20 protein-coding genes and 6 pseudogenes are annotated in these 24,075 nt (G+C 68.9%); 14 read left to right on the top strand and 12 right to left on the bottom strand.

Translation table 11 applies throughout. The features are described from left to right. Positions 1 to 23: 23 nt before the first annotated feature. Entirely contained in the window at positions 24 to 2,066 is a 2,043-nt protein-coding gene (locus AB0M62_RS26870; protein ID WP_366076867.1) for a spermidine synthase, read from the top strand. Between the two features lie 148 nt (positions 2,067 to 2,214). Here the strand turns inward: AB0M62_RS26870 and AB0M62_RS26875 are convergent, their stop codons facing one another. Both AB0M62_RS26875 and AB0M62_RS26880 read right to left on the bottom strand, forming a co-directional pair. After that, positions 2,215 to 4,524, bottom strand: a complete 2,310-nt coding sequence (locus tag AB0M62_RS26875) for an AAA family ATPase (protein WP_366076896.1) — start codon at positions 4,522 to 4,524, stop codon at positions 2,215 to 2,217. Positions 4,525 to 4,679: 155 nt separating this feature from the next. Then, positions 4,680 to 5,394: pseudogene (locus AB0M62_RS26880) on the bottom strand (IS110 family transposase); the annotation flags it as partial. A gap of 314 nt (positions 5,395 to 5,708) precedes the next feature. Between AB0M62_RS26880 and AB0M62_RS26885 the strand changes: the two are divergent. Then, positions 5,709 to 6,050 (top strand): hypothetical protein, encoded by a 342-nt coding sequence (locus AB0M62_RS26885; protein WP_366076868.1) that lies wholly within the window; start codon positions 5,709 to 5,711, stop codon positions 6,048 to 6,050. A gap of 257 nt (positions 6,051 to 6,307) precedes the next feature. Here AB0M62_RS26885 and AB0M62_RS26890 read toward each other — a convergent pair whose 3' ends face one another. Continuing rightward, positions 6,308 to 7,387, bottom strand: coding sequence for a winged helix-turn-helix domain-containing protein (locus tag AB0M62_RS26890; RefSeq protein WP_366076869.1), 1,080 nt, complete (start codon positions 7,385 to 7,387; stop codon positions 6,308 to 6,310). A gap of 114 nt (positions 7,388 to 7,501) precedes the next feature. Here AB0M62_RS26890 and AB0M62_RS26895 point away from each other — a divergent pair, with 114 nt between their 5' ends. Then, positions 7,502 to 7,996 carry a hypothetical protein gene (locus tag AB0M62_RS26895; RefSeq protein ID WP_366076870.1) on the top strand — a complete coding sequence of 165 codons (495 nt, stop codon included), beginning with the start codon at positions 7,502 to 7,504 and terminating at the stop codon, positions 7,994 to 7,996. Between the two features lie 3 nt (positions 7,997 to 7,999). Here AB0M62_RS26895 and AB0M62_RS26900 read toward each other — a convergent pair whose 3' ends face one another. The 4 genes from AB0M62_RS26900 to AB0M62_RS26915 all read right to left on the bottom strand — a co-directional run bounded on the left by AB0M62_RS26900 (position 8,000) and on the right by AB0M62_RS26915 (position 11,694). Continuing rightward, positions 8,000 to 8,527: a transposase gene (locus AB0M62_RS26900; protein ID WP_366076897.1), complete on the bottom strand. Its 528-nt coding sequence runs from the start codon at positions 8,525 to 8,527 to the stop codon at positions 8,000 to 8,002. Then, entirely contained in the window at positions 8,524 to 8,991 is a 468-nt protein-coding gene (locus AB0M62_RS26905; RefSeq protein WP_366076871.1) for a winged helix-turn-helix domain-containing protein, read from the bottom strand. Before AB0M62_RS26905 ends, AB0M62_RS26900 begins: the two co-directional genes overlap by 4 nt. Before the next feature lie 467 nt (positions 8,992 to 9,458). Next, on the bottom strand, positions 9,459 to 10,889 hold the full coding sequence (locus AB0M62_RS26910) for an NAD(P)/FAD-dependent oxidoreductase (RefSeq protein ID WP_366076873.1): 1,431 nt from the start codon (positions 10,887 to 10,889) through the stop codon (positions 9,459 to 9,461). Between the two features lie 334 nt (positions 10,890 to 11,223). Then, positions 11,224 to 11,694, bottom strand: coding sequence for a VOC family protein (locus tag AB0M62_RS26915; RefSeq protein WP_366076874.1), 471 nt, complete (start codon positions 11,692 to 11,694; stop codon positions 11,224 to 11,226). Between the two features lie 228 nt (positions 11,695 to 11,922). On the opposite strand from AB0M62_RS26915, the pseudogene AB0M62_RS26920 reads away from it, so the two are divergent. Beyond that, a pseudogene (locus AB0M62_RS26920) lies at positions 11,923 to 12,304 on the top strand (TetR/AcrR family transcriptional regulator); the annotation flags it as partial. Positions 12,305 to 12,315: 11 nt separating this feature from the next. On the opposite strand, the pseudogene AB0M62_RS26925 reads toward AB0M62_RS26920, so the two are convergent. Beyond that, a pseudogene (locus AB0M62_RS26925) lies at positions 12,316 to 12,692 on the bottom strand (Tn3 family transposase); the annotation flags it as partial. Positions 12,693 to 13,273: 581 nt separating this feature from the next. Next, positions 13,274 to 13,867, bottom strand: a complete 594-nt coding sequence (locus AB0M62_RS26930) for a helix-turn-helix domain-containing protein (protein WP_366076875.1) — start codon at positions 13,865 to 13,867, stop codon at positions 13,274 to 13,276. Between the two features lie 110 nt (positions 13,868 to 13,977). On the opposite strand from AB0M62_RS26930, the gene AB0M62_RS26935 reads away from it, so the two are divergent. The 5 genes and pseudogenes from AB0M62_RS26935 to AB0M62_RS26955 form a co-directional block, all read left to right on the top strand. Beyond that, a complete protein-coding gene (locus AB0M62_RS26935) occupies positions 13,978 to 14,991 on the top strand; it encodes an NADP-dependent oxidoreductase (RefSeq protein WP_366076876.1) in 1,014 nt (337 codons plus the stop codon). Between the two features lie 654 nt (positions 14,992 to 15,645). Continuing rightward, a pseudogene (locus AB0M62_RS26940) lies at positions 15,646 to 15,846 on the top strand (nuclear transport factor 2 family protein); the annotation flags it as partial. Positions 15,847 to 16,189: 343 nt separating this feature from the next. Then, positions 16,190 to 16,816: a recombinase family protein gene (locus AB0M62_RS26945; RefSeq protein WP_366076877.1), complete on the top strand. Its 627-nt coding sequence runs from the start codon at positions 16,190 to 16,192 to the stop codon at positions 16,814 to 16,816. Between the two features lie 519 nt (positions 16,817 to 17,335). Beyond that, positions 17,336 to 18,127 (top strand): SDR family oxidoreductase, encoded by a 792-nt coding sequence (locus tag AB0M62_RS26950; protein WP_366076878.1) that lies wholly within the window; start codon positions 17,336 to 17,338, stop codon positions 18,125 to 18,127. A 9-nt stretch (positions 18,128 to 18,136) separates the two neighbouring features. After that, a pseudogene (locus AB0M62_RS26955) lies at positions 18,137 to 18,292 on the top strand (S24 family peptidase); the annotation flags it as partial. Positions 18,293 to 18,341: 49 nt separating this feature from the next. On the opposite strand, the gene AB0M62_RS26960 reads toward AB0M62_RS26955, so the two are convergent. Further along, entirely contained in the window at positions 18,342 to 18,506 is a 165-nt protein-coding gene (locus AB0M62_RS26960; protein ID WP_366076879.1) for a hypothetical protein, read from the bottom strand. 11 nt (positions 18,507 to 18,517) lie between these two features. On the opposite strand from AB0M62_RS26960, the gene AB0M62_RS26965 reads away from it, so the two are divergent. Both AB0M62_RS26965 and AB0M62_RS26970 read left to right on the top strand, forming a co-directional pair. After that, positions 18,518 to 18,919: a hypothetical protein gene (locus AB0M62_RS26965; RefSeq protein WP_366076880.1), complete on the top strand. Its 402-nt coding sequence runs from the start codon at positions 18,518 to 18,520 to the stop codon at positions 18,917 to 18,919. A 46-nt stretch (positions 18,920 to 18,965) separates the two neighbouring features. Further along, complete coding sequence (locus tag AB0M62_RS26970) at positions 18,966 to 19,466, top strand: hypothetical protein (protein WP_366076881.1); 501 nt, start codon at positions 18,966 to 18,968, stop codon at positions 19,464 to 19,466. Positions 19,467 to 19,506: 40 nt separating this feature from the next. Here AB0M62_RS26970 and AB0M62_RS26975 read toward each other — a convergent pair whose 3' ends face one another. Both AB0M62_RS26975 and AB0M62_RS26980 read right to left on the bottom strand, forming a co-directional pair. Further along, entirely contained in the window at positions 19,507 to 19,728 is a 222-nt protein-coding gene (locus AB0M62_RS26975; protein ID WP_366076882.1) for a hypothetical protein, read from the bottom strand. A 721-nt stretch (positions 19,729 to 20,449) separates the two neighbouring features. Next, on the bottom strand, positions 20,450 to 20,917 hold the full coding sequence (locus tag AB0M62_RS26980; protein ID WP_366076883.1) for a hypothetical protein: 468 nt from the start codon (positions 20,915 to 20,917) through the stop codon (positions 20,450 to 20,452). An 85-nt stretch (positions 20,918 to 21,002) separates the two neighbouring features. Here AB0M62_RS26980 and AB0M62_RS26985 point away from each other — a divergent pair, with 85 nt between their 5' ends. From AB0M62_RS26985 to AB0M62_RS26995, 3 genes and pseudogenes are all read left to right on the top strand, one after another. After that, a complete protein-coding gene (locus AB0M62_RS26985; protein ID WP_366076884.1) occupies positions 21,003 to 22,166 on the top strand; it encodes a phosphoribosyltransferase in 1,164 nt (387 codons plus the stop codon). 66 nt (positions 22,167 to 22,232) lie between these two features. Further along, on the top strand, positions 22,233 to 23,198 hold the full coding sequence (locus AB0M62_RS26990; RefSeq protein ID WP_366076885.1) for a DNA-processing protein DprA: 966 nt from the start codon (positions 22,233 to 22,235) through the stop codon (positions 23,196 to 23,198). Positions 23,199 to 23,465: 267 nt separating this feature from the next. Further along, positions 23,466 to 23,924: pseudogene (locus tag AB0M62_RS26995) on the top strand (transposase); the annotation flags it as partial. Positions 23,925 to 24,075: the final 151 nt, after the last annotated feature.

Raw genomic sequence — 24,075 nt, forward strand, 5'->3', positions numbered from 1 at the left:
GTGGGAAGTGGCAACGTGCCGCCATGGCATACCGCACCGGCGGGTTGGGAACACGCGGGAAACTACTCCTGGCCAGCGCGACCATGCTGTTCGTGGAACTGGCGCTGATCCGGTGGACGGGTGCCAATATCGTCCATCTGAGTTACTTCTCGAATTTTATTCTCCTCGGTTCCTTTCTCGGTATCGGGCTGGGATTTTTGATTCCGGCTGGTCGTGGGCAGTGGCTGAAACGCTGGGCGCCTCTTCCGCTGGCTGTGCTGGTGGTGCTGGTGCGGGGGTTCCCGGTCCAGGTGCAGCAGACCAGTGCAGAGGTCATCTACTTCACCGCGGTGAGGACCACAGGTCTGCCCGAGTGGGTGACCCTGCCCGCGCTGTTCCTGCTGGTGGCGGTCGTGATGGCGGCGATCGGGAAAATCACCGCGGACCTGTTCCGCCGGCTGCCGTCGCTGGAGGCCTACCGGTACGACCTCGTCGGCGCTCTGAGCGGTTCGGTGGCGTTCGCCGTGCTGTCCTGGCTGAGCGCTCCGTCGGTGGTGTGGGGAGTCATCGCCGCCGCGGCGCTGCTCGTTCTCGGCGGGCGCCGTAACCTTTTCCGCTACACCGTCCCGCTGGCGGCGATGGTGACGGCCTTGCTGCTGGAGTCGCTGGGGCCGGGCGTGTGGTGGTCGCCGTATTACAAACTCGAGGTCACGCGTGCGGCTTCTGGCACGCGGGCGTACAAGATTTCCGCCAACGGCGTCCCGCACCAGAGCATCGCGCCGATGAAGGTCTTGATGCGGCCTGGTTCGCCCTATGCCCAGCCGTATCGGCAGACGCCGCGCAACCCTCACCGCCGTGTGCTCATCATCGGAGCGGGTAACGGCAACGATGTCGCCGTCGCCCTGGCCCACGGGGCACAGCGGGTGGATGCCGTCGAGATCGATCCGAAGCTGCAGCAGGCCGGCGCACGGCTGCACCCCGCCAAGCCCTACGACGACCCCCGGGTGCACGTGCACATCAACGACGGCAGGGCGTTCCTCGAGCAGACGCATCTGCGCTACGACCTGATCGTCATGGCACTGCCGGACTCACTGACCCTGGTGTCCGGGGCGAACAATCTGCGGCTGGAGAGCTATCTGTTCACCCGGCAGGCATTCGAATCGGCGCACGAGCACCTCGCCCCGCACGGCGCGTTCACCATGTACAACTACTACCGGCAGCACTGGCTGATCGACCGCTTCGCCGGAAATCTCACCACGGTGTTCGGGCACACGCCCTGCATGACGCAGTACGGCGGCAACAAGGCGGCCGTCCTGCTGGCCGGCGAAACGGCGGCGGACCAGTCCTGCGCGAAGATTTGGCACCGAAGCGGTCCCGTGCCGGCGGCGGCCACCGACGACCACCCGTTCCCCTACCTGCTGCATCGGACCATTCCCGGTCTCTACCTGGGCGCACTCGCCGCGATTGTGCTCGTGACACTCCTGTCGGTACGCCTGGCCGGAGTCCGCATCCGGCGCACGGTCCGATACCTCGACATGTTCCTGCTCGGCGCGGCGTTCATGCTGCTCGAGACGAAGAACGTCATCGGGTTCGCCCTCTACTTCGGCACCACCTGGCTGGTCAACGCCCTCGTTTTCATCGGGGTCCTTCTCGCCGTCCTGGCGGGCGTGGAAGTCCGCCGCCGCATGCGCCGGCTCAACCAGCCTTTCATGCAAGTCGTCCTCTTCGCCGCCCTGGCCCTCGCCTGGCTCGTCCCGGCGGACCTTGTCCTCTCGCTGCCCTTCGCGCAACGGCTCGCCGCTGCCATCGCCCTGGCGTTCGCGCCGATTTTCTGCGCCAACCTCATCTTCTCCGACCGCCTGGCAGACGCCCCCGATCCCACGGCAGCCTTCGGAGCGAACCTGCTCGGCGCCCTGACCGGCGGCACTCTCGAATACCTCGCGCTCCTCACCGGCTACCAGGCATTGCTACTCCTCATCGCCCTGCTCTACGCCGCGGCGTTCATCGCCATGCGCATCGTCGCCAAACGAGCGGCCCCGCGCGGGCACCCCGACCCTCAGCCCGTGCACAGGCAGGTGCGTACCTGAGGCGACTGCCCGGCCTTCGAACGTGCGAACGCGGCGGCACAACCGCTCGGCGGCCTCCTGCAGGACCTGCTCGATCTCCTTGCCAGGGGTGAGCGTTCCGGCAGTTGCGGCACGGCCGGCCCGAGCCTGGCCGCTTTCATGGCCCGCTTCAGCCAGGCGCCCCGGGCCGGCTCCCGGGCCGCGATCGCCTCGGCGTTCTGGATGCATGCCGAGCGCGAACAGCGCACACATCTGCGGCTCGCTCACCACACCCGGCTGTGTTTGGCGCGGAACATCCGTACAGCGGCCTGGCGCCGCTGTGTTGGGTCGGTAGTGCCTTGAACGCTGCTTCCTGCTCCTCCCGCGCCGCCTTGAAAGCCTCTCTGTCCTTACGCTGGGTGGCCTGCCGATTTGAAAGCCGTCTCTTCGCTGCGGCGAGCTGCTGCTCCGCAGCCCCCTGCCGAGACCTCGCTGGAGGTCGGTCTGCTTCCCTAGCTCCTCTGCCAAGGCCCGAGCGGCTACCACCTGAAGCTGGTTTTCTGTCTCCTTCAGCCGCCGTGTTGCCTCTTCGACGCTGAAGGGGCGCCGATCCTGGCCGCTCCCTCGCCGCACTGAACTTCCGCTGCGCGTCGCGCTGCTTCCGGGCCTTGCGGTAGGTCCCACTGCTGCGAAGGAAGCTCTGCTCGAGAGCCTGACGCCGGCGGCTGGCGGCTTTGTACGCCTCGTGCGCCTGGCCGACCCGACGCCTGCGCCTTGTCGCAGGCTGCCTGCTCCTTCTGGCCCTGCCTGGTTTCCTGGTGAAATCGCTCCTGTGCCGCGTAGAACCGACTCTGCGCGGTTTCGAACCGCGCCCATGCCGAAGCGCCTTCGAACGGGGCTTCGGATCCCGAGCCGTGTGCCTGGCGTCGTCCAGGAGCTTTTGGGCGCTGGGCAGCGCTCCGGTGGATTCGGCGCCGACGTAGGCCGCCTCCGCGAGTCGGCGGGCGCGGTCGGGGCCGGGCGGGGTGAGGTCTGCAGACCGGATGAACGTACGCATGCCGCCCACGGCGTCACCGCGGCGCAATGTGATCCGCGCCGCGTGCTCCAGCAGGGCGGCCACGTTCTCGTCCGGTTCCAGGGTTGCCTCGCCCAGGTGCCAGGCCCGTCGTTCGGGCTGATCCACCAGGACGTGGGCGAGCGCGGCGTGCACCGCACGCCGTTCGCCGCTGGTGGAGTTCTCCACCACTGCCACGCGGATGAGGGGGTGACGAAACCTCAGCCGTCGCGCTTCTTCGTCGATGTGGACCAGTTGGTCACGTTCGGCAGGTGCCAGGTCGTCCAGCTCGTATCCGTCGTTCGCCTGCCGCGAGGCCGCCTGCAGCACCCCAAGATCGCCGTCACCTTCCAGTGCGGCCAGCAGCAGAAGACGCTGCGACGGCTGCGGCAGACTCGTAATCCGGGAGCCGAACACTGCCTCCAGGCGCTGGCTGAGCGGCAGCACGGCGGGGACTTCGCCGAGGGCCGGGCCCCGCTCCGCGGACAGCGCGGACGGCAGCTCCAGCAGAGCCAGTGGGTTGCCATGCGCCACGGTCAGCAGGCGCTGACGGGCACTGGCGACCAGGTCCGGGAACCTCGTACTGACCAGGTGGTCCGCCGACGCTTCGTCCAGCGGCTGCAGCCAGACTTCGGGCAGGACACCGGTGTCGTGCAGGCTCCGCGAACCGGAACGCGATGCGGCGAGAAAGCTCACGCGGATGCCGGCCGCCCGTCGCGCGACGAAACCCAGTACGGCAGCACTTGCCCGATCGAGCCAGGGCAGGTCGTCGATGACGAGCAGAAGCGGGTCACCGGCTGCGAGCGTGCGCAGTAGGAGCAGGAAGGCATTGGGGACCATGAGCCGTTCCGGCGGTGAGCCGCTTTCGAAACCGAGCGCGACGCCCAGGGCGTCACGGAAGGGCGTCTCCAGTTCGCCGAGCGCGTCCTGGAAGGGGAACAGGATCTGATTGAGACCCGAGTAGCTGCAGTTCGCCTCGAACTCCACACCGACAGCGCGCAGAACCCGGGTTCCCTCTGCCTGGGCCGCCTCGGCGAGGGCGTCCAGCACTGCCGTCTTCCCGACGCCCGCTTCTCCCGACAGCAGAAGCGCTCCGCCTCCGGCTCCGAGGCCGAGAAGGTCACGGATCCGCTGAAGGTCGCGGTCCCGACCGATCAGGCGGTCGGCCGTGCCGCGTGGGGGGGTGCCTCTATGTTCTTCGTCAAGCGTGTGGGCAGCTTCTGCCCGGGGTTCGATCTTCTCTGTGGGGCATGAGACTGTCTGGTCGTGCCAGAGATGACGAGTGGGTTGGAGGAGGCTTTGGCGAGGCGTCGTCTCCTTCGTGGACGCAACGTGTTCGTGCCGGGCGTGACCTTGCTTCCTTCGCTGATGTTCCTGAGGCTGCGGAAACGCTGGTGGGGCTGCTGCTGGACGTCGAGGACACGGCGGTGACCCGGCAGACGGCAGAGGCCCTGGCCCGGGTGGGGACGGTGGCCGCCATAAGGCTTATCGCTCTCGCGGTTGCCGAGGCTGACGACAACCAGGCCGACTGGCTGCAGACCGGGGTGCATGACGCGCTCGTGGGACTGGGCGGTGCCCCGGACTTCGCAGCGGCCTGCGGGCAGCAGGGTCTTGATCTGGGTTTCCAGGGCCCGGCGCTGTTCGTGAACCGAGGCAAGGGAGGGGACGACTGTGTCGAGGGTGCCGGTTCCGGGGACCACGACGGTCTGTTCGTCGAGGGCGTCGAAGATGTCGTCGATGAGCCGGGTGGCCATGCGCGGGGCCTTGGGCCGGATCAGCTCGACCAGTCTGCGGCGTCCGGCTTTCCGCAGGGCGGCCGGGGAGCCGTGGCGTTCGAGCAGCCAGGTCACCGCCGGATGGTCCAGGCGTGGGCCGAGGACGCGTTCCAGGCTGGGGTGGAACTGGGTGAGCAGGCCGCGTATCCGGTTGGAGGTGCGGGTGGCCTCGGCCGCGAGGTCCTGATCGAAGCCGACGAGCACCGTCAGCTCGGCGGTGATCTCGTCGGTCAGCTCCAGCGAGCGCAGGGTGTGGGGCATGGTGCGTGCGGCGTCCGCGATCACCGCGGCGTCCTTGGCGTCGGTCTTTGCCTCGCCGGGGTAGAGGTCGGCGATCCGGCGCATCGCCAGTCCGGGCAGGTAGGCGACCTTGCAGCCTGCGTTGCGTGCGACGGTCAGCGGGAGGGCGCCGATGGAGGCGGGCTGGTCCACGATGACGAGGACCGTGCCGAACTTCGCGGGGGGTGAGCCCGTGGCCGTGGTGAGCACTCTTGCCGACGTCCAGGCCGAGGAACACGCCCACGTCTTCGGTGTCGAACATCGCACCCTTCCCGGGGAGTTGAACGTGCCGGCCTCGGCAGTGGTGTCGTACGCGCGCATCCACGTTATGCAGACCTGTCGCCCGCGAGCTGGCCGGCGTTGCGCCGAACCGGGCGGTGGCCGGACCTCTCATCAGCGTCTCCGACGGCACCTCCCGGGCCCGGTGACACCACCCCCCCAGGTCATCCATCCGACAGGGGGACACAGTCATGCCGGGCCCGGAGGCCAGCGGCCCCCTTGCGGGGCCGCGGAAAACATAACGGGGGAGAGGGGAGCACTGCCGCTCATCTCGGTGCCACCGGGCGGACCGCGTTGATGGACGCCACCGAGATCAAGGTCCGCCGGCTGTCCGCGCACCGTGGTGGACGCAGCCGGTTCGTGTCCGGCAAGAGCCGCATCAACGCGTTGAAAGCCCTCGTCCTCACCGATGAGCGTGGACGATTGTTGTTCTGCGGTGAGGCGCGGGCGGGGTCGGTTGCCGACATCACTCACGCCCGCGACGCCGGCCTAATCGACCTGCGCTGGTCGACCGCGACGACCCGATACCGGGAGCTGGAGCACCGTGCCAACACACGTCCCATTCACTCGCATGGCCGGCCAAGTCGTGCAGCAGGTACGCCCTTCGCGTGCTCCTCAAGCTCGATTCACAGGTCTTGAGCATTGCTCGGCGTCTCTCCACACGTCCGGAGGGAAGCCCCGAGGTACAGCCGCGCTGGCACCGGCCCTGCTGAAGGGCACCCCGAAGGAGCCCGGGCCGCAGAGGGCTCGGTTGCGCATGGTGTTCCGAGCTTCGGTCTGGTTGCGCCTCCGCAAGGCTCACCGGTCAAGGACAGGAAGACCTCACTGCCCGGCAGATGGCCGCCCTCAAGCGAAACGGCGAGGGGAGGAGGCACCTCGCCGTACCCGAGAGGGTCTCAGCCTTCCTGTCGGGCATTGAGGACCGCTAGGCCGAGAGGGGTAAGGGTGTGAAGCACGGAATTCCGGTGGCGCAGTGAACGGGCCAGGCCGGCTTCGCGGAGAACGGTGGCATGCTCGCTCGCGCTCGCGGGCGCGATTCCTGCCCGAGCGGCCAGTTCCTTGGTCGTACAGCCTTGGTGCTCTGCGATGGTGGTGAGCACCGCGGTGCGAGTGCGGCCCAGGAGGCTGGACACAGCGGGGGATCGGTCCTGGCCCGGCGTGGAAGCAGGGATCGTGAGCTCAAGGGGACGCTGCTGGTTCGGGTATGCGGGATAACTGACGGCTGCGGGCCGGCCCCGGGTGACGATGGCGCGATCGCAGAACATCGACGGAACGAGTAGGAAGCCCTGACCTTCCAGATGAAGGTCGCGATCGGCTCCGCTCAACATCCGGATCTCGAGAATGGGCGGGTTCCACCGCATCCACAGCGGGTTGACCTGGGTCAGCAGATACTCGACGCCGCCGGTGAGCAATTGCTGCAGTCGCAGAGCCCGGTCGACTGCGAGCTGTTCCGTGAACTGAGCCCAGTACGGCGCGAGCAGGCATGCGTGCAGGTGCCCAAGCCCCGTGCAGAGCTCGGCAAACAGAGATGCATCGTCCGCCAGCCGGTGAGCCCACTCAGGTAAGGAAGGACGATGAGGTGCGACTTCCAGCAGATTCCTCCTGACACGTTCGCCAGGCGTGCTGCGCACCTGGTCCAGGAGCTCTTCTACCGGGCCCACCTTGGCGGGGCTGAAGAAAGCTGGCGAAGACCCCACCGCAGGCATGAGTGAGAGGGCCATGCGAATGGCAGACAGCTGAGCGCGGGCGCGATGCCGCCAGGCACCGAATCGTGCCGACTGGCTGCGGCTCTGTACGGCCCGCGCCGCAAGTTCCAGTTCGTGCAGCGGCATCGGCCCCTCGGCCACACGAGTTCGGGCGAGATCCTGAACCGTGAAGTGTATGCGGTAGACCATGGCAGGCTGCGGCGATCCTTCCGGAATGTCGTTCTTCGGTGCAGGCCGAATCAGATCGAGATCGTAGCGGTCGATGATCATGCTGGACCCACACACGCTGCTGCTACTTGAACTTGAATGGGTGTTGTCGGGGCACGGTGAGCGTGGTGGTACCCCGAGCCGCTCCGCGTGTGGCTGTCGCGTCAGGATGAGGACATGACCGAGAGTGAAGCGGATCTGCTGGCGTTGCTGCGCGAGCTCGACGATCCGGAGTGGTTGGAGTGGCCGCAGCACTACAACCGCGGTGAGATCGCAGCCCTCTTCGGCGGTCTGGTGACCCGGCTCGAAGGTGACTTCGCAGCTCGCTGCACGGCTGAGCAGGACACTCAGGACTCCAGCGAGTACGGACGCGTCGTCGTCCCCGGGGACGCGACCGTATGCGGAACCCGGATCGTCGTCTGTGTGAGCAAGTTCGGCTCGCTGGCTCTGGTCTGCGCGGACAACCCCGGCGCCTTCCTTGGGACGGAGGACGCCCAGGCCGAGGGCGAGCTGGACAGCGCTGACCTTGCCAAGGTCAATCGAGCGTTGGTCGAGCTCGGCTATGTGGTGTTTGCCGAGGAGCTGTTGGAGCTCGACTACGACGGGCCGAGCCAGCTGCCCTGGCACGTTCAGCGGCCCAGTTGGTGGCATCGCTTCTTCGGCATCTTCTGACGATCACGCCGACAGGGTCAGGCCGGTGCCCGCCAGGCAGCCGTCGATCACCTCCGGCCGGTACTGCAGCATGTTGAGCTTGCGCTTCACGGCGCGGGTGACCTGGCCGAGGTCAGCGGCGGCAAGGTTGCCGATGTCGCGTTTGACCAGGGACCAGATACCCTCCTGCGGGTTGAGGTCCGGAGCGCACGTCGGTAACTGGAACACGGTGAGCCAGTGGGCGTTGGCCTCGAAGAACTCCCGCAGTGGCGCGACCAGGTGCATGCGCGGGTTGTCCCACACCAGCGCGATCGGACCGCCGAGCTGCGCATGGGCGCGGAGGGCCAGATCGCGGTAGTCCTTCCAGCCGAAGCCCTTCGGTTCGTCCTTGCGGCCCCGGCACTCGCGGATCGCGTAGATCAGACGGGACCGCTGACCGGACTTGTAGCAGGTCATGCCCGCCATCGACACCCGGCCCGATCCCCGTCCGCGGACCCGGACGACCGGGGTGCTGCCCCTGCGGCCCCAGGTCCTGGCACGCGGCGGCGTCATCGACTGGCCGGCCTCGTCTTCGAAGACCACCCAGGCTCCGTTCGCCGCCGCGGTGCTCTTACCCGCGGCCACACCTCCCGCTTCCACAGCTCCACTGCATCGTCGTCACGCTCGATCGCCCGCCGGGCGGGCTGCTGCCACGACCAGCCGTTCCGTCGCAGCAACCGCCACGTGCCCTCCACCGCGTATGAGACGTGGAACAACCGGCCGATCAGCGTCTTCACCCGGGCCAGGGTCCACCGCTGATCGGTCCACCCGTGTGCCAGCGGGCCGCGCTCCAACTCTCGCTCCAGCCTGGCCCTCTGCGCGTCGGACAGTCGGGGTCGGCCTGGTGACCCCTTCAAGGCCACCCCGGCGTGGCCGTCCTCGCGCCACTGGCGTCGCCAGCGTTCCACCGACCGCTCCGAGACCCGCAACGCGGCAGCGATCTCCCGGTTCTTCTCCCCGCCCTGGAAGCAAGCCACGGCTTGGAGCCGATTCGCTCCCGCGCAGCCCTCTCGGCGTCGGTCAAGCCGCCACCCTGCGAATATCTCACCGCACCAGGACTACCGAAGCCACCTGCGCGCTGTCCGAGGTACAGCCCGACATCACCCGATCAAGTTCAGTAGCGGCCCACCTACGGCCACGCCCCCTGTTCTGCGTCGCATCGCAGCGGCACTGTGGGCACACGACCTCGCCAGTCCTCGGCGCACCCTGCCCCAACAGGCCGGCCGGACACCGGACGCCGGTGAAGAGGATTCCGCACGGCACTCTGTGGTCATCCAGCTCTTGCGCCCCGAGCACCGCTGCCGGACCGCCGGCAGCGGTGCGAACCTCGCCCGCAAGCAAGTCACCGCCGACCAACCGGGGTTGGAGGACCGCTTCTTAACCGCGGACGACCGAGTCACCCGGCGGAGAGCACGGCCCGACCCGCATGCCGGCAGGAGCGCGTTCAGCCTCGGTGGGTCTCCAGCAGTCGCAGCCAGACTTCGCCGAGGGTGGGGAAGGCGGGGACGGCGTGCCAGAGCCGGTCGAGGGGCACCTCGCCGGCGACCGCGATGGTGGCCGAGTGGACGAGTTCCCCGACGCCGGGGCCGGCGAAGGTGACGCCCACCACGGTGTTGCGGTCGGTGTCGATGAGCATGCGGGCGTGGCCGCGGTAGTCCTCGCCGTACTGGTGGGCGCCGGCGACGTGGGCGAGGTTGTAGTCGACGACCTTGATGCGGCGGCCGCTCTGTTCGATCTCGCGGGTGGTCAGGCCGACGGAGGCGATTTCGGGGGTGGTGAAGACGACTTGGGGGACGGCGGTGTGGTCGGCGGTGGCGACGTGGGCGCCCCAGGGGGCGTCGTCGATGGGCTCTTTCTTGGCGCGGGCGCCGATGACGGTGCCGGCGATCCGGGCCTGGTACTTGCCCTGATGCGTCATCAGGGCGCGGCGGTTGACGTCGCCGACGGCGTAGAGCCAGCCGCCGTCGACGCCGGTGACACGGAAGGTGTCGTCGACGGTCAGCCAGTCGCCGGGGGTGAGGCCGACGCTCTCCAGGCCGATGTCGCGGGTCTGCGGGGCTCGGCCGGTCGCCAGCAGGATCTCGTCCGCGGCCAGCTGCCCGCCGTCGGAGAGCGTGATCCGGACCTCGCCGTCCTCGCGGGCCATGGAGGTGACGGTGGTGTTGAAGCGGATGTCGACGCCGGCTTCGCGCAGTCCGTCCGCGACCAGTTCGCCGGCGAACGGCTCCATCCGCTCGAGAAGACCGTTCTCGAGGACGAGCATGGTGACCTGGGAGCCGAGGGCCTGCCAGGCGGTGGCCATCTCGACGGCGACGACACCGCCGCCGACGACGGCGAGGCGGCCGGGCACCTTGGTGGCGGTGGTGGCCTCGCGGCTGGTCCAGGGGCGGACGGTGTCGTATCCGGGGATGGGGGGCAGGGCGGCGCGGGTGCCGGTGGAGACGGCGACGGCGTGCCGGGCGGTCAGGGCGATGGTGTCGCCCTCGGGTGTCTGCACGGCCACCTGCTTGGGGCCGGTGAGCCGGCCGTGGCCGCGTATGAGGTCGACGTTGACTGAGTTGAGCCAGTCGACCTGGTCCTCGTCCTTCCAGTACGAGGACATCCTGTCGCGGTGCGCGAGGACCGCCTCGACGTCCAGCGGGCCGGCGACGGCCGGGTCGAGTCCGGGTACGCGGCTCGCGTCCGCGCGTGCCACCACCGGCCGCAGCAGCGCCTTGCTCGGGTCGCAGGCCCAGAACGAGCACTCGCCGCCGAGGAGTTCGCGCTCGATGATCACGGTGCTGAGCCCTGCGGCGCGGGCGCGTTCGGCCACGTTCTCGCCGACCGGACCGCCACCGATCACGATCACGTCGTAGGTACGGGCTGTCTCGTTCATCACTGCTGTGTTCCTCACTGTTTCGTTCCTCATTGCTTGCGTGACTCGGCCGGACTCTCCGGCGGCCGCGTTCGCCGTTGCCCGCCGCCGGACGGCCCCTGGGCCGCCGCACCGCACGGCGTCGAGGGGCAGTCACGGGATGGGACGGCCGCGGCGGTCGGCGCGGGCCCCGTGGCAGCCGGACCGCCGGGCGGCGGAGAGCACCCACTCTTGCGCTCGCCCGGCGATCCGGTGCCGGTCTTCGGTCCGGACCGCGAGAGGTGCTGGTCCGGACTGGCTGCCGTCCGGGCTGGGCACGGCCCGTTGCGGCCCCTGGATGGTGGCTTGTGGGTTGTCAGCGGCCGGGGTGGCGCTGTGTGATCTCCTGGAGGACCCAGCCGTTGCCGTCCGGGTCGCTGAAGGTGGCGAAGGAGGCGTAGGAGGCGCGCTCGGGGTGCAGGCCGGCCAGTCGCTCCTGGCCGGGGCGGCGGTGGGTGACGTCTCCGCCCTCGTGGCCGTGGAAGTGGCCGCCTGCGTCGTGGAAGATCTCGCTGACCTCGATGCCGCGGCCGGTGAGCTCCGCGCGGGCCTCCTCGATGTCGGAGACGATGAGGTACAGGCCCTGGAACGAGCCGGGCGTGATGGGGGTCATCCCCTCGCCGAAGATGATCGAGCACTCGGAGCCGGGCGGCGTGAAGTGCACGACCCGGACGTCCTCGCTGGCCTTGTAGTCGACGTCGAGGCGGAATCCGGCCTTCTCGTAGAAGGCCTTGGCCCGGTCGATGTCGGAGACGGGCAGCACGACCATTTCGAGCTTCAGATCCATGGGGATGTCCTTGTTTCTTGACGTCGGTGGATTACGCCCAATGCGTCACCGGTTCAACAGGTGGTGGTCGCAGCCGGGGCGCCTCGTTGCCCCCGACTGCTGCGGCGGACGGCGTGACGGCCGGAGGGGGTGGCTCGTCCGTTGTGGTCCGGCCTGGACCAATGGTCCGTTTTTCTGGACCACTGATCCGAATATATGGACCACTGATCCGGAAGTCAAGAGGGACAGATGCGGGCCGACGCCAGGAAGAACCGCGACCACCTGCTCGCAGTAGCGGGCACCGCCATCACCGAGCAAGGCGTCGATGTGTCACTGCGCGACAAGACGTCGCAGGGCTGATGTCGGGCTCGCGACGCTGCTGCGTCGCTTCCCGACGCGCGAGGCGCTGCTCGATGCCCTGCTCCGCACGAGCTTCGACGAGCTGACCGCTAAGGCAGGCGCCCTCGAAACGTCCAGCTCGCCCGAAGATGCTCTCGTTTCGTGGCTACGCGACTGCGTCGCGTGGACAACCGAGTATCGGGGCGCGATCGTGCTGATGGCAGCCGCCATCGAGGACACCGAATCCGCACTCCACGCCTCGTGCGCCACCGTGCGCGCAGCCGGTGCGCGGCGCCGTCGCCCAGCTCCGCGCCGAGGCTCCGGCGCCCGTTCGATCGTCTGAGCCTTGCTCAGCTGCCCGTACCGCGCAGCGTGTTCAGCCGGTTCACCGGCACCCGCGACAGATGCACCCGCCCCAGTCCGAACGCGGAGATCTCCTCCACCCGCTCCATCGCACGGGCCATCGCCGTGCCCGTCGACTTCGTCGGCGGCGTCCGCAGCCGCTCCAACTCCGAGACCCGCCTGCCCTCCGGAACCTCCAGCAGTGCCACCAGCGCCGACGCCAGTGTCCGGTCCGCCTTCCGCGCGGCCCTGGCCACCGCCTCGTACAGCTGCCGCTCGGCCACCGTGCGGGCGGCCTCCGACACCTGCCGGGCCGGCACCGAGACACCTGGCAGCAGCGCGCTACTTCCTGTACCTCAACTACTCACACCCGTGATCCGGACGTGCCCGAGCTGGACGAGGGCGACGACGGAGGGCAGGACTGACCGTCCGGAGCCGACCAGGGCGTGATCAGCTTGCGGGCCGCCGCCTTGCTCAGCGGTCGCTCTGCGCGTCGGGCGTTTGGGCAACCTCGGCGTCGGTCAGATTTTCGGCGACCCCGGACGCAGCGACATTGGAGCGCAAGTGGTCGGGACGTGCCGGGGATGACGACCATGGAGGGAGAGCGGCGCAGCAGCCAGGCCAGCGCGACCTGGGCCGACGTGGCGCCGAGGTGCCGAGGCGCTTTGCGGGGCCCGTCAGCTCGTGGTAGCTGCTGAGCCGACCCGAGGCCAGCGGGAAGTAGGGCACGAACAAGATGCCCTGGGCCTCGAACTGTTCGTGCGCGCCGCCTTCGTCAGCCGCTTCGCGGCGGCCGCGGTCCGCTCCCGAGGAGCGCGCGGCTCGATGCCGGTGCCCTTGACCGCCTTGGCGAACTCGGCGTCGATCCGCTCCTGCCGAGCGCGCGGCCGAGTTTCGCTGGTCCGCGTGCGCGACGGTTTCAGCTACGGGCGCGAGGGAGGCGTTCCTCCTCGGCATCGCTGCTCGCTGTGCTGGTCAGGATCGCGCTTGCGACAACGTCGAAGAGGCGATCGGCGCGTGGCGCGAGCGAGGGTTGATCGCCGAGCCAAGCGAGCGCCATTACCAGCGCGAACAAATCGGCGCCATCGATATCGCTCCGCGCCATGCCCGCGGCCTGGGCACGGGTGAGGAGCCGCGCGCCGGCTGCGCGCAGGGTGGCGCACGAGGCGTGGAGTGCGGATTCGGTGTCCTCGATGGCGGCTGCCATCAGCACGATCGCGCCCCGATACTCGGTTGTCCACGCGACGCAGTCGCGTAGCCACGAAACGAGAGCGTCTTTGGGCGAGCTCGATGTCTCGAGCTCGCCTGCCTTTGCCGTCAGTTCGTCGAAGTTCGTGCGGAGCAGGGCATCGAGCAGCGCCTCGCGCGTCGGGAAGTGACGCAGCAGCGTCGCGAGCCCGACATCGGCCCTGCGTGCGATGTCGCGCAGTGACACGTCGACGCCTTGCTCGGTGATGGCGGTGCCCGCTACGGCGAGCAGGTGTTCGCGGTTCTTCCTGGCGTCGGCCCGCATCTGTCCCTCTTGACTATTCGGATCAGTGGTCCATATATTCGGATCAGTGGTCCGGAAAAACGGACCATCGATTCACTTAGTTTACCCCGCGAGAGACGCAGGAGAGAGCTGTGCCGAAACAGACCATGAAAGCGATCCGGCTGCACGAGTTCGGCGGCCCTGAGGTGCTGGGTTATGAGGAGGTTCCGGTTCCCGTGCCGGGGCCGGGTGAGGTGCTCGTGCGCGTGCACGCGGTCGGCATCAACCCTCCTGACCGGTATGCCCGAGAGGGGATGCCCGACATACCCCCCGAGATCAGGCCCGAGTTCCATCTCCCCCTGATTCCGGGGACCGACGTCTCAGGCGTCGTGGAAGCCGTCGCCGCCGACGTCAACGGCTTCGCGGTCGGAGATGAGGTGATCGGCCTTCTGCGCTTCCCCACCGTTCTCCAGAGCAGCGCGTACGCCGAGTACGTCACCGCGCCGGCGTCCGACCTCGCCCGCAAGCTGGCCGGCATCGATCACGTGCACGCCGCCGCCCTGGTCATGTCGGGGTTGACGGCGTGGCAGTTCTTGATCGAGCTCGGGCACGATCATCCCTCGCCGTTCCAAGAGGCCCAGCACCGCCCGATGGCACTCGACAGCGAGAGCACGGTGCTCATCAACGGCGCTGCCGGTGGCGTGGGGCACCTTGCTCTCCAGCTGGCCAAGTGGAAGGGGGCCCGCGTCATCGCCGTGGCCTCCGGCGCGCACGAGACGTTCCTGCGCGAGCTCGGCGCCGACGAGTTCATCGACTACACCAAGGAGCGGCCCGAGGAGGTCGTTCGTGACGTCGACCTGGTCCTGGACACCGTCGGGGGTCCCGACAGCAGGCGCTTCCTGCGCACCCTCAAGCGCGGCGGGTCCCTCTACCCGGTGTACTTCGGCCAGTTCGACGACGAGGAGAACGCGGAGCTGGGTGTCACGGTCACGGCCGTGTCGGTCCGCTCGAGCGGCGAGCAACTCGCCGAACTGGAGAGCTTGGTCGACGCGGGGAAGATTCGCGTCGCGATCGACAGCACGTTCCCGCTCGCGGATGCCCGGGCGGCGCACGAGCGCGTCGCCCAGGGGCACATCCAGGGCAAGATCGTGCTCACGGTCCCTTAGGAACGAGCCGTCTCACCGACGCGTCCGGCGCTCGTCCTCAGGGCACCGGTGGCCTTCGGGACGCCGACGCGGAGACCTTGGGGCGCGTCTGGCGACTACGCGGCCGCGATGCTCGCTGCGGCGAACCGAGCGGACCCGTTCGGTCGGCTCGGTTCGCCGCAGGAGATCGCCGAGACGATCACATTCCTGATGCTGGCGGAGCCGCGTATATCACCGGCCAGCACATCACCGTCGCCGGCGGCAGCGGTCCGGCGTCCTGACGGTGGAGCGGTCGGTCGCAAGGCGGCGCGCCGCTCATGTCCCGCGCTCCGCCCTCCCATCGCACGCCGGGTGACCGCTGTCGCTCTGTGCGCGCCCGATCTTTCACCCGACAACCGAGCACGAACGAGGCTTGATATGACGACAACTGCGGCTTTCGGCTGGGGAAGCAGCTACCTCACCGCAACGCCTGCGGGGGAGGTGGATCTCGACCCTGCAGAGCGGTTCGCCGTCCAGCAGACGCTGGCGCGCTACGCCTTCGCACGGAGATCTGGTGACGTTGGCGGGCGTCCTGACCGAAGACGCCAACATGACGCTCACGATCGCCGGTGAGGTCGAGCAAGGCCCCTTCGTCGGACGCGCGGCGATACTCGACTTGACGCGGGGTGCGATCAGCGCAGGCACAACCGGACCAACATGGTCTTCCGCAGTGCGGACGCCGGCGCGGCAGTGGTGTGGGCCTACCTGATGCTGACGTCGAACGCAGGTGGAAGCCCGACCGTGATCACGACCGGCTTCTACACGTTCACGCTGCAGCATGCCGAAGGCGAGTGGCGTATCGCGAAACTGTTCGTCGGTATGGACAACGCTGTATGAAGCGCAGCGACTACTGAGGTAGCAATTCAAGGTGACTGTGATGTCGCTGGTGGGTGAATCCCAGTGCTGTGCGGTATCCCCGATGAGGGTGGCCTGACCGCGAAGCAGCCTCTCACAAACGGTCCTTTGCCCGAGCAAGATCACTTAAAGGCTCAGCAGCCCCTCCGGACCCTCGACCGGTTCGCACAACTCGTTCTCACTCAAAAGCGGGTCACACCCCCTTCTGAGACTTGATTCTGCGAAGCTCCGGGCCCATGACGGGCCCTCAAGGCCCCTCCCCGTCCGACGCGGACGACGTCCAGCGCCATCCGCGCCCGCGGTGCGCGGCTGAACCGGGCTCGCCGTGCCGCTCGCGCGGCGGCGCGGTCGCCGGCAGCTACCACACCTGCCGGTTCACGAAGGTGCCCCGACTCTCGAAGCTGCTACGGGTGCCGACCCGGCCGACCGAGGCCCGGGGCAGCCGTGGCGTCCCGGCACCCCCGCCCCGGCACCGCTCGACCCCGACACCCCCGGCGCCGACATCCGCATCGGCTACGCCCGCTGCTCGACCCTCGGCCAGGAACTCGACTCGCAGCTCGACGCACTCACCAAGCACGGCATCTCACGAGAGAAGATCTTCAGCGAGAAGATCAGCACCCGCATCCGGATACGCCCGCAGTTCGAAGCCGCGCTCGCCGCCGCCCGCGAGATCAAGGCGCATGCCCCGCACTGCCGCGTCATCTTCACTGTCTACGAGATGAAGCGCCTCGGCCGCGATGCCGCCGAACTCACTGCGCTCGCCGACCACCTCACCGCCCACGGCCTGATCCTGGAGATGCTCGCCGGGACCCTGCCGGGGATGTACGACCCGAGCGGTCCCGGCCGCCTGCTGTTCGCGTTCTTCGCGGCGATGGCGGAGACCGAACGGGATAACATCCGCGAGTCGACGCTCGAAGGGCTCGACACTGCGGCCCGCAAGGGCAAGCATTAGCGGCCGGCCACCGGTCATCACCGACGACATGCCGCACACCGTGATCCGGCGCCGCGCGGGCGGCGAATCCGTCGAGCAGATCTAGCCCGACCTGATCATCCCCACCGGCAAGCGCAAGGGGCAGTGCCCGTCCGTCGCCAGCGTCTACCGGGCCCTCGCTGAACACGAGAAGGCCCAGGCGTACCCCGAGGCCATCGAAGCGGCTCGCGGGGAGTTCGCCGCGCTCCAGAACGCCGATGTCCCCCGGCCCCGCCCGGACACCGAGATCCCCAGCGCACGACCATGATCAATCTCGGCGCTACTTCCTGTACCTCAACTACTCACACCCGTTCAAGCTCGCCGACCTCGCCGCCGTCTCCGGCATGTCCGTCTCCGGGGTCCGCACCGCCTACGGCCACGGCGACGTTGCCGACGGATCCCCGGCTACCGCCGGATGAAGGGCGGCTGGACCATGATCACCGGTCTTGCCCGGCGTGGGTCCGCCCCCGCTCCGGAATGAACATCAGGATCATCAGTTACATGAGCAACAACCGACAGCATGTCGTCCCTCTCGACTTGGAGAAGCTTCCCATGACTGCAGAACTGGACGGATCCACCGCTCTTGTCACCGGAGCCACCTCTGGCATCGGCCGGGCCATTGCCCTTCGCCTTGCAGGCTTGGGAGCGTCGGTCGTCGTCCACGGGCGGGACCAACAGCGCGGTGCGGAGACCGTCAACGAAGTCGCCGCCGCAGGCGGGAACGCCCGGTTCGTTGCCGCGGATCTGAGCAAGTCCGAGGAGGTTCTGCGTCTTGCTGCTGAAGCAGGCGAGGTGGATGTTCTGATCAACAACGCCGGCATCTATCGGTTCGCCAGCACCCCGGAGACCACAGCTGAGATGTTCGACACCCATATGGCCATCAACTCGCGCGCGCCGATGCTCCTGGTTGGCGCGCTCGCACCAGGAATGGCCACACGGGGGCATGGCGCCATCGTGAGTCTGAGTACAGGAGCAGCCACCACGCCAGTCCGGGGAGCGGCAGCTTACGGGGCCTCCAAAGCCTCGCTCGAACTCCTCACACGAGTATGGGCTGACGAGTTCGGTGCCCAGGGAGTTCGCGTGAATGCCGTGGCCTCCGGCCCTGTCTATACCCCGGGGACGGAGGAGATGGGAGATGAAACCCTCCAGGAGATCGGGCGAACCACCGTACTGGGGCGGGTCGCAAGACCTGAAGAAATCGCGGAAGCAGTTCTGTTCCTTGCTTCCTCCCGTGCCAGCTACATCACCGGCACGGTTCTTCAGGCTCACGGCGGACAGCTCGCGATCGGCTGACTCCGGGAAGTTGCCGCGCTCCTGGACGGCGAGGCCACTGTCAAGCGCCTGCGCCGCGAGAGGGGCCGGGTGTGGTTGATGCCCCACAACGCGGCGTAAGAGCCGATCCCGGGAGACGACGCGGCCATCCTCGGCAAGGTGGTCGCCGTCCTGCGCACTCTGTGAAGACCACGAAGGAGCGGTCGACGTGCGAAGGACTCCCGGGCGGACCGACCTAGACCTCGACACCGTCGTCCCGGCCACCACCACCCTCGACGACCCGCCCCTCCCCGGGCCCCGCGCCCAGGACCTGGCCTGGATGGCCCAGGACGCAGCCCACCGCGCCCGCGCCCTCCTGTCCGCGGCCCCCGGACCAACCCCACGACGACCTCGCCGACACCGTACGGATCCTTGCCACCCCCACGGCGTCGACCGGCTCCCGCCGCCGCCGACGCCACCGGCCTCACCGAAGCCGCGCTGCGCGCCATGATGATCGGCTACCGCCACGGAGGCCCGGCCGGCGCCCACGCCACCCTCGCCGCAGCCACGGTCCCGCCGAGCACGCTGGAACAGGCCGGGAACGCCATGCGCGCCTCCCGCGCCGTCGCCCCCGGCGTCATCGACATCGCCGACGGAGCGATCACCGACTCGACCGCAGGCGTCCAGATCCGGCCCGGTCTCGACGGTCGATGGCACCCCTTCACGCTCCGGCGAGCCGATGAGTGGCGTCCGGCCCCCGGAGCCTGCGACGATCCCGCCGAAGCATTCCGCGCCGCGCGCCGCGCCCGCGCCGCACGACCGCTCAGGCGATAGACCGACCCACAGCCGACCAGGCCACCGACTCCGAAAGATCCACCGCATGCCCTTGGACCCGCAGACCGGCGTACGCGCCTACCAGTTCATCGTGGACCGGCTCGATGACCGGCGCCGCGAGCAATACCCCGACGGCCGCGAGGCGTACGAGGCCGACTGGACCGCCGCCCACGATCTGGAGAAGTCCTACGCCGGGGCCGTACATGCCGAGGACCCCGGCACAGCCGATCCGCGAGCTCATGAACATGGCCGCTCCGTGGCAGAACCATCCTCACCATCCGGCCAACCACACCCTCGACGGGCACCAGCCCGACGACGCCGTGCCGGGCGCCCGGCGATGAGGCGGCAGTGGATCCTGCCGTGCGGCACGGTCGCCGCCATGGTGGTGCTCACCCCCACGGTGATCCACACCCGGAGCACTCCGTGGACCATCGGGTGGTCAGCCATCCTCCTCGGCTCCCTTGCCGTGCTGATGCTGCTCGTCCTGGTAGAGCACCTCACCCCACCAGCAGACCAACCCGAGCGCCACGACGCCCCGGAGGCCTGAACGCCCCACCCGCCGTCCGCGCCCCGGACAAGGGAAGCCCTCAGCCCTCCACCCGGAGCAGGACGACCACGGTGGCGTCGTCGCAGTACCCGCTCTCGTCCTCCCCGGCCGCCGCGACCAAGGTGTCCGCGAGCACCTGGGGGTCGGCCGCGTACTCGCAGCACAGCCGGGCGAACACCTCCGGGGGCACCTGGTCGGAGACCCCGTCGGACACCAGCAGCACCAACGCGGCGTCCTCCCGGGGATCTGCACCTGTCGGCACGTCGCGGACGAGGCCTGCGCGACCCCCAGTCGGGACCAGTTGTCGTGCTTCTCGGCCTCGAGCTGCACGGCCGCCCCTCCGTTCCTACGCAGCCAGTTGCCCATGGTCTGGTCGTCGGACCAGAGGGTGAGCCCGGCGCCCTCCCGCCAGCCGTACGCCCGGCAGTCTCCGATCCAGTGGACGGACGTCGGCTGCCCCGGCTCCATGCAGGCGTACACGGCCGACGCGTGCGGCGCCTGGTCGTAGGCCGCGGCCATCTGCCCGGCTGTCATCAGCCCGACCAGCCCGCCCAGCGTCATCCCGATGTGCGTGATCACCGCCGGGGTGAGCGCGGAGTACCGCACGGTGTCCGGGTGGTGGCCGGCCCCGTCCACCCCCGCGGCACACACCATCTTCCCGCGGCGCTGGACGTCGGCCCCATCCGCGCACGGCGGCTCGGTCCCCGGCCGCTGGGCCAGCCCCACCACGATCCTGTCGACGCCGTGTGCGTTCTGCTCTTCCATCGTTCGTGCCTCCGCTCCGGGGCCCGGGTGGCCCTCGTGCCCTACAGGCGTCGCGGGACAGAAGAGTGGGTTACTTAACGAAGTTGAGGCGGATGTGACGCCTGGGGCGGCGAAGTCCCGTCGGTGGAGTCGCAGGGCCGGCTGGCAGGGGAGCCGGAGCCGGGGAATCCGGAATCCGCAGGTGCGCGGCCGGAACGGCTGAGATCATGGCCAGAGGGTCAGTTCATGATCACGGCCAGCAGTGGGGCGCGGCGATGGACGAGAAGCACACGGTGCGCGCGGTCGCGATCGACTACAAGGCAGTCCTGCGCGGGCCGGGGCACGCCCACGAGGGGATCGCCGAGCTGTTGCGGTGGCTCGATGACCGCGATGTGGCCTGGGTTCTGCTGACCAACGACCCGATGGACGCCAAGTCGGCCCTTGCTGCGGCCGGCCTTCCCGAACCGGCCCTGCACCTGTGCCGCGATGACATCCCGGACAAGGCGAAGCGCGGAAACGGCGCCTGGCTGGAGGCGGTCGCGGACAGGCTCAGCCTCCGCACGAACCAGATCATCCTCGTCGGGACCTCGCAGTTCGACTGGTACACGGGCCATCCACGCCGGCGTCGTCCACATCCACGCCCGCTGGGCCAGCCGCCTGGGCAAGCCGATCACCTCGCTGACCTCCGACGAGCCGGCCGACGTCATCGAACTCCTGGAGCACTTCCTGCTGCACGAGCCCAGCTGGGCGTTCCGTCTCGACGACGAGGACCGCGCCTTCGCAATCCGCTCGATGCTGCCCTTCAACGCGCAGTTCCCCCGCGGCGGCGGCCGGACCTTCACGGTCAAGGACATCTTCACCTACGACAAGACCGTCAAGGTCGGCGACCAGGACGCGCGCGATGTCCTGATGCTGCACCTCCTGTGCGCGGCCTACCTCGAGGGCGCCCTGCCCGGTCAGAGCTTCTTCTGCGTGTACCCCAGCAGCACGCCGGCCAAGGGCAGCCCGCAGCTCGCTGGCTTCCTGGAGCGGGCCAAAGTCATGACCGGCTCCTCCTACAAGGAGGACCTCCTCGAACGCGTCGCCCAGGCCCCCGACACCAGCCTGGAGCGGTACAGGAAGAGCATCGGCCAGTCGACGGGCACCCTGAACATCTCCATCGCCGCCCAGGCCCGCACCGTACGAGTCCACCCGGCCTACAAGAAGAAGATCGCCGGCAGGACGGTGATCGTCTTCGATGACTTCACCACCGAAGGCAAGTCCGTCGAATGGGCCCGCACCCTCCTCAGCGCGGCCGGAGCAGCGCGGGTCATCGCCCTGACCATCGGAAAGTACCCCTCGCGCCACACCGTCTACCGGCTACGCCCCGGCGTCACCATCGACCCCTTCACCACCAACAACATCACCCTGGCGGACTTCCAGACGACCTCGGGCCCCGGAGGAGCGGGGGAGGGGCCGTCGATGTCCCTGACGGCGGCCATGGAGCATTTCGCCGCCGCCCACGAAGCCGCCGCCGAGCCCCCGGCCCCCGAGCCGACCACGGCCCGCATGCCCCATCCGGCACCGCGCCCGGTTCCCGTCGGCACCCGCTCACCCATGACCTCCTCCAAGAACGCCCGGCAGCAGCACCTCGGCCAGATGCTCACCCACCTCCAGCAGAACGCGTACCCCCTCGTCTGGCGCGGCGAGTACCTCCTTCCGGCCGGGAAGACGACGACCAAGCCCTGTGGTGGATCGCCCTGCCCGGACAAGTCGAGCAGTGGTACGACACCAGCGAGACCGAGCGCCTGGTCAGCGGCATCTGTCTGGCGACAGGGATCATCTGGGAACCCGTCGCGGCGCCCGGCGGGCCACCCAGCTCGCCGAAGCTCTCGCCCGCATGGAACAGCGGCGGCACGCCTGAGGAACCGGCCCGAGTGCCCCTTCCCGCCCCTACGGGGGCCGCGTACGCCATGATGGAAGTGGCCCGAGACACCGCTTCATCCTTCGAACATCCAGGGGCCACGAGTAGAAGGACACCCGATGGACCTCAATATCACCGCTGACCAGCACGATCTGCTGACCCTGTGCGCGCTGCGCACCGGCGACGCCACCCTGGACTGGAGCCTGCTCGCCCGCAGCGCCCAGAGCCCCGAGGGCCTGGCCGCGCTCATGGACGGACAGCTGCACGAGGACTCGCGTGCCGCGACGAAGAACCGCCCCCTGCTGCAGCAGGCCCTGGCCGCCGGCCTGGACGATGCCCGTGCCCGCGTTGACGACGAGCTCGCCGCGGCCAGTAACGCCGACGCGCGCCTGGTCACGGTCCTGGACAAGGACTACCCGGCGAACCTGAGGCTGATCGGCAACCTGCCGCCGTTCCTGTTCTACCGCGGCGAGCTCGATCAGCGCGACGCCCGCTCCATCGCCGTCGTCGGCACCCGCCAGGCATCCGAGGACGGGCTGCGCCGGGCGGCCCGGATGGCCCGCGAGCTCGTCGAGCACGACGTCGTGATCGCCAGCGGTCTGGCCAAGGGCATCGACGCGGCAGCCCATCAGGCCACGCTCAGCGCAGGCGGCCGGACCTTCGCCGTCATGGGCACCGGCATCGCCGCCCCGATCTACCCGGCCGAGAACCGGCCGCTCGCGAAGGCGATCCTCGCCGCCGGCGGAGCGCTGCTGAGCCAGTTCTGGCCCACGAGCCCGCCGGCGAAGTACACCTTCCCGCGCCGCAACGTCGTCACCTCCGGTACCACCCTGGGCAGCGTCGTCATTGAGGCTTCCAGCACGTCGGGTGCCAAGATGCAGGCCCGCCTGGCCGCCGAGCACGGCAAGCTCGTCTTCCTGATCCGCTCTCTCGCCGACACGCAGCCCTGGGCTAAGAGGATGCTGGACGAGGACCGGGCGATCCTGGTCACCGCCTCCAGCGACATCACGGACCGCCTGGGTCAGGCCGCGGACATTCAGGCCGCCGGCCAGCAGCGCCAGCAGCTCGCCCTGGCCGGCCTGTGACGGCAGGTCTCCCGGATCCGGCAGGCTTCCCCGACTGCCCGGTGTGCGCCTACCGCATCACCGGCACCGCCCGCCTGTGCTCCGACTGCGCCGGCCGCACCCTCCAGCCGGTCGCACGTCGAGCCGGTCCTCGACGCCCACCACATCATGATTCTCACCGCCGAGCGACGCTTCACCACCGCCCAGGAACTACTCGGATCGGCCGCCCTGGAATGACCCGATCCGCCTCATACAGCCAGCGAGAACCACCGCGTTGTTTCTTGACGGCTTCACCTCCTGCGCAACAGCTTTCGTTACGCGGCCCGCCAGGACTGGGACAAGGTCGCCAGAGCCCTCAAGCCCGTCTACACCGCACCCAGCGAAGACGCGGCGACAGAGCGGTTCGGGGAGTTCCAGGAAGCCTGGGGCCGGAAGTATCCGGCGATCATCAAACTGTGGGAGAACGCCTGGGCCGAGTTCGTGCCCTTCCTCTCCTTCGACGTCGAGATCCGGAAGGTCATCTGCTCGACGAACGCGATCGAGTCCGTGAACGCCCGCATACGCAAGGCCGTCCGGGCCCGCGGACACTTCCCCAACGAGGCCGCCGCCCTCAAGTGCGTCTACATGGCGCTGATGAGCCTGGACCCGACCGGCAAGGGTCGCAAGCGATGGACCATGCGCTGGAAGGCACCCCTCAACGCATTCCAGATCGCCTTCGAGGGCCGGCTCACCCCGGCCAACAACTGAACCTCAACAACCAAGATCAGCCGTTAAATTGACACACCCGCCCAGGGATGGCGCGGCCACCCAGGAGACACCAGCGGGAGACTGGTGCGCGCGACTGTTCGCCAGGCGGGCCGCGGCACCTACGCTGGTCAGACGGATGCGTCGACACCAG

Origin of the sequence: Streptomyces sp. NPDC051219 (assembly GCF_040682335.1) — a bacterium.
GTDB lineage: Bacteria > Actinomycetota > Actinomycetes > Streptomycetales > Streptomycetaceae > Streptomyces.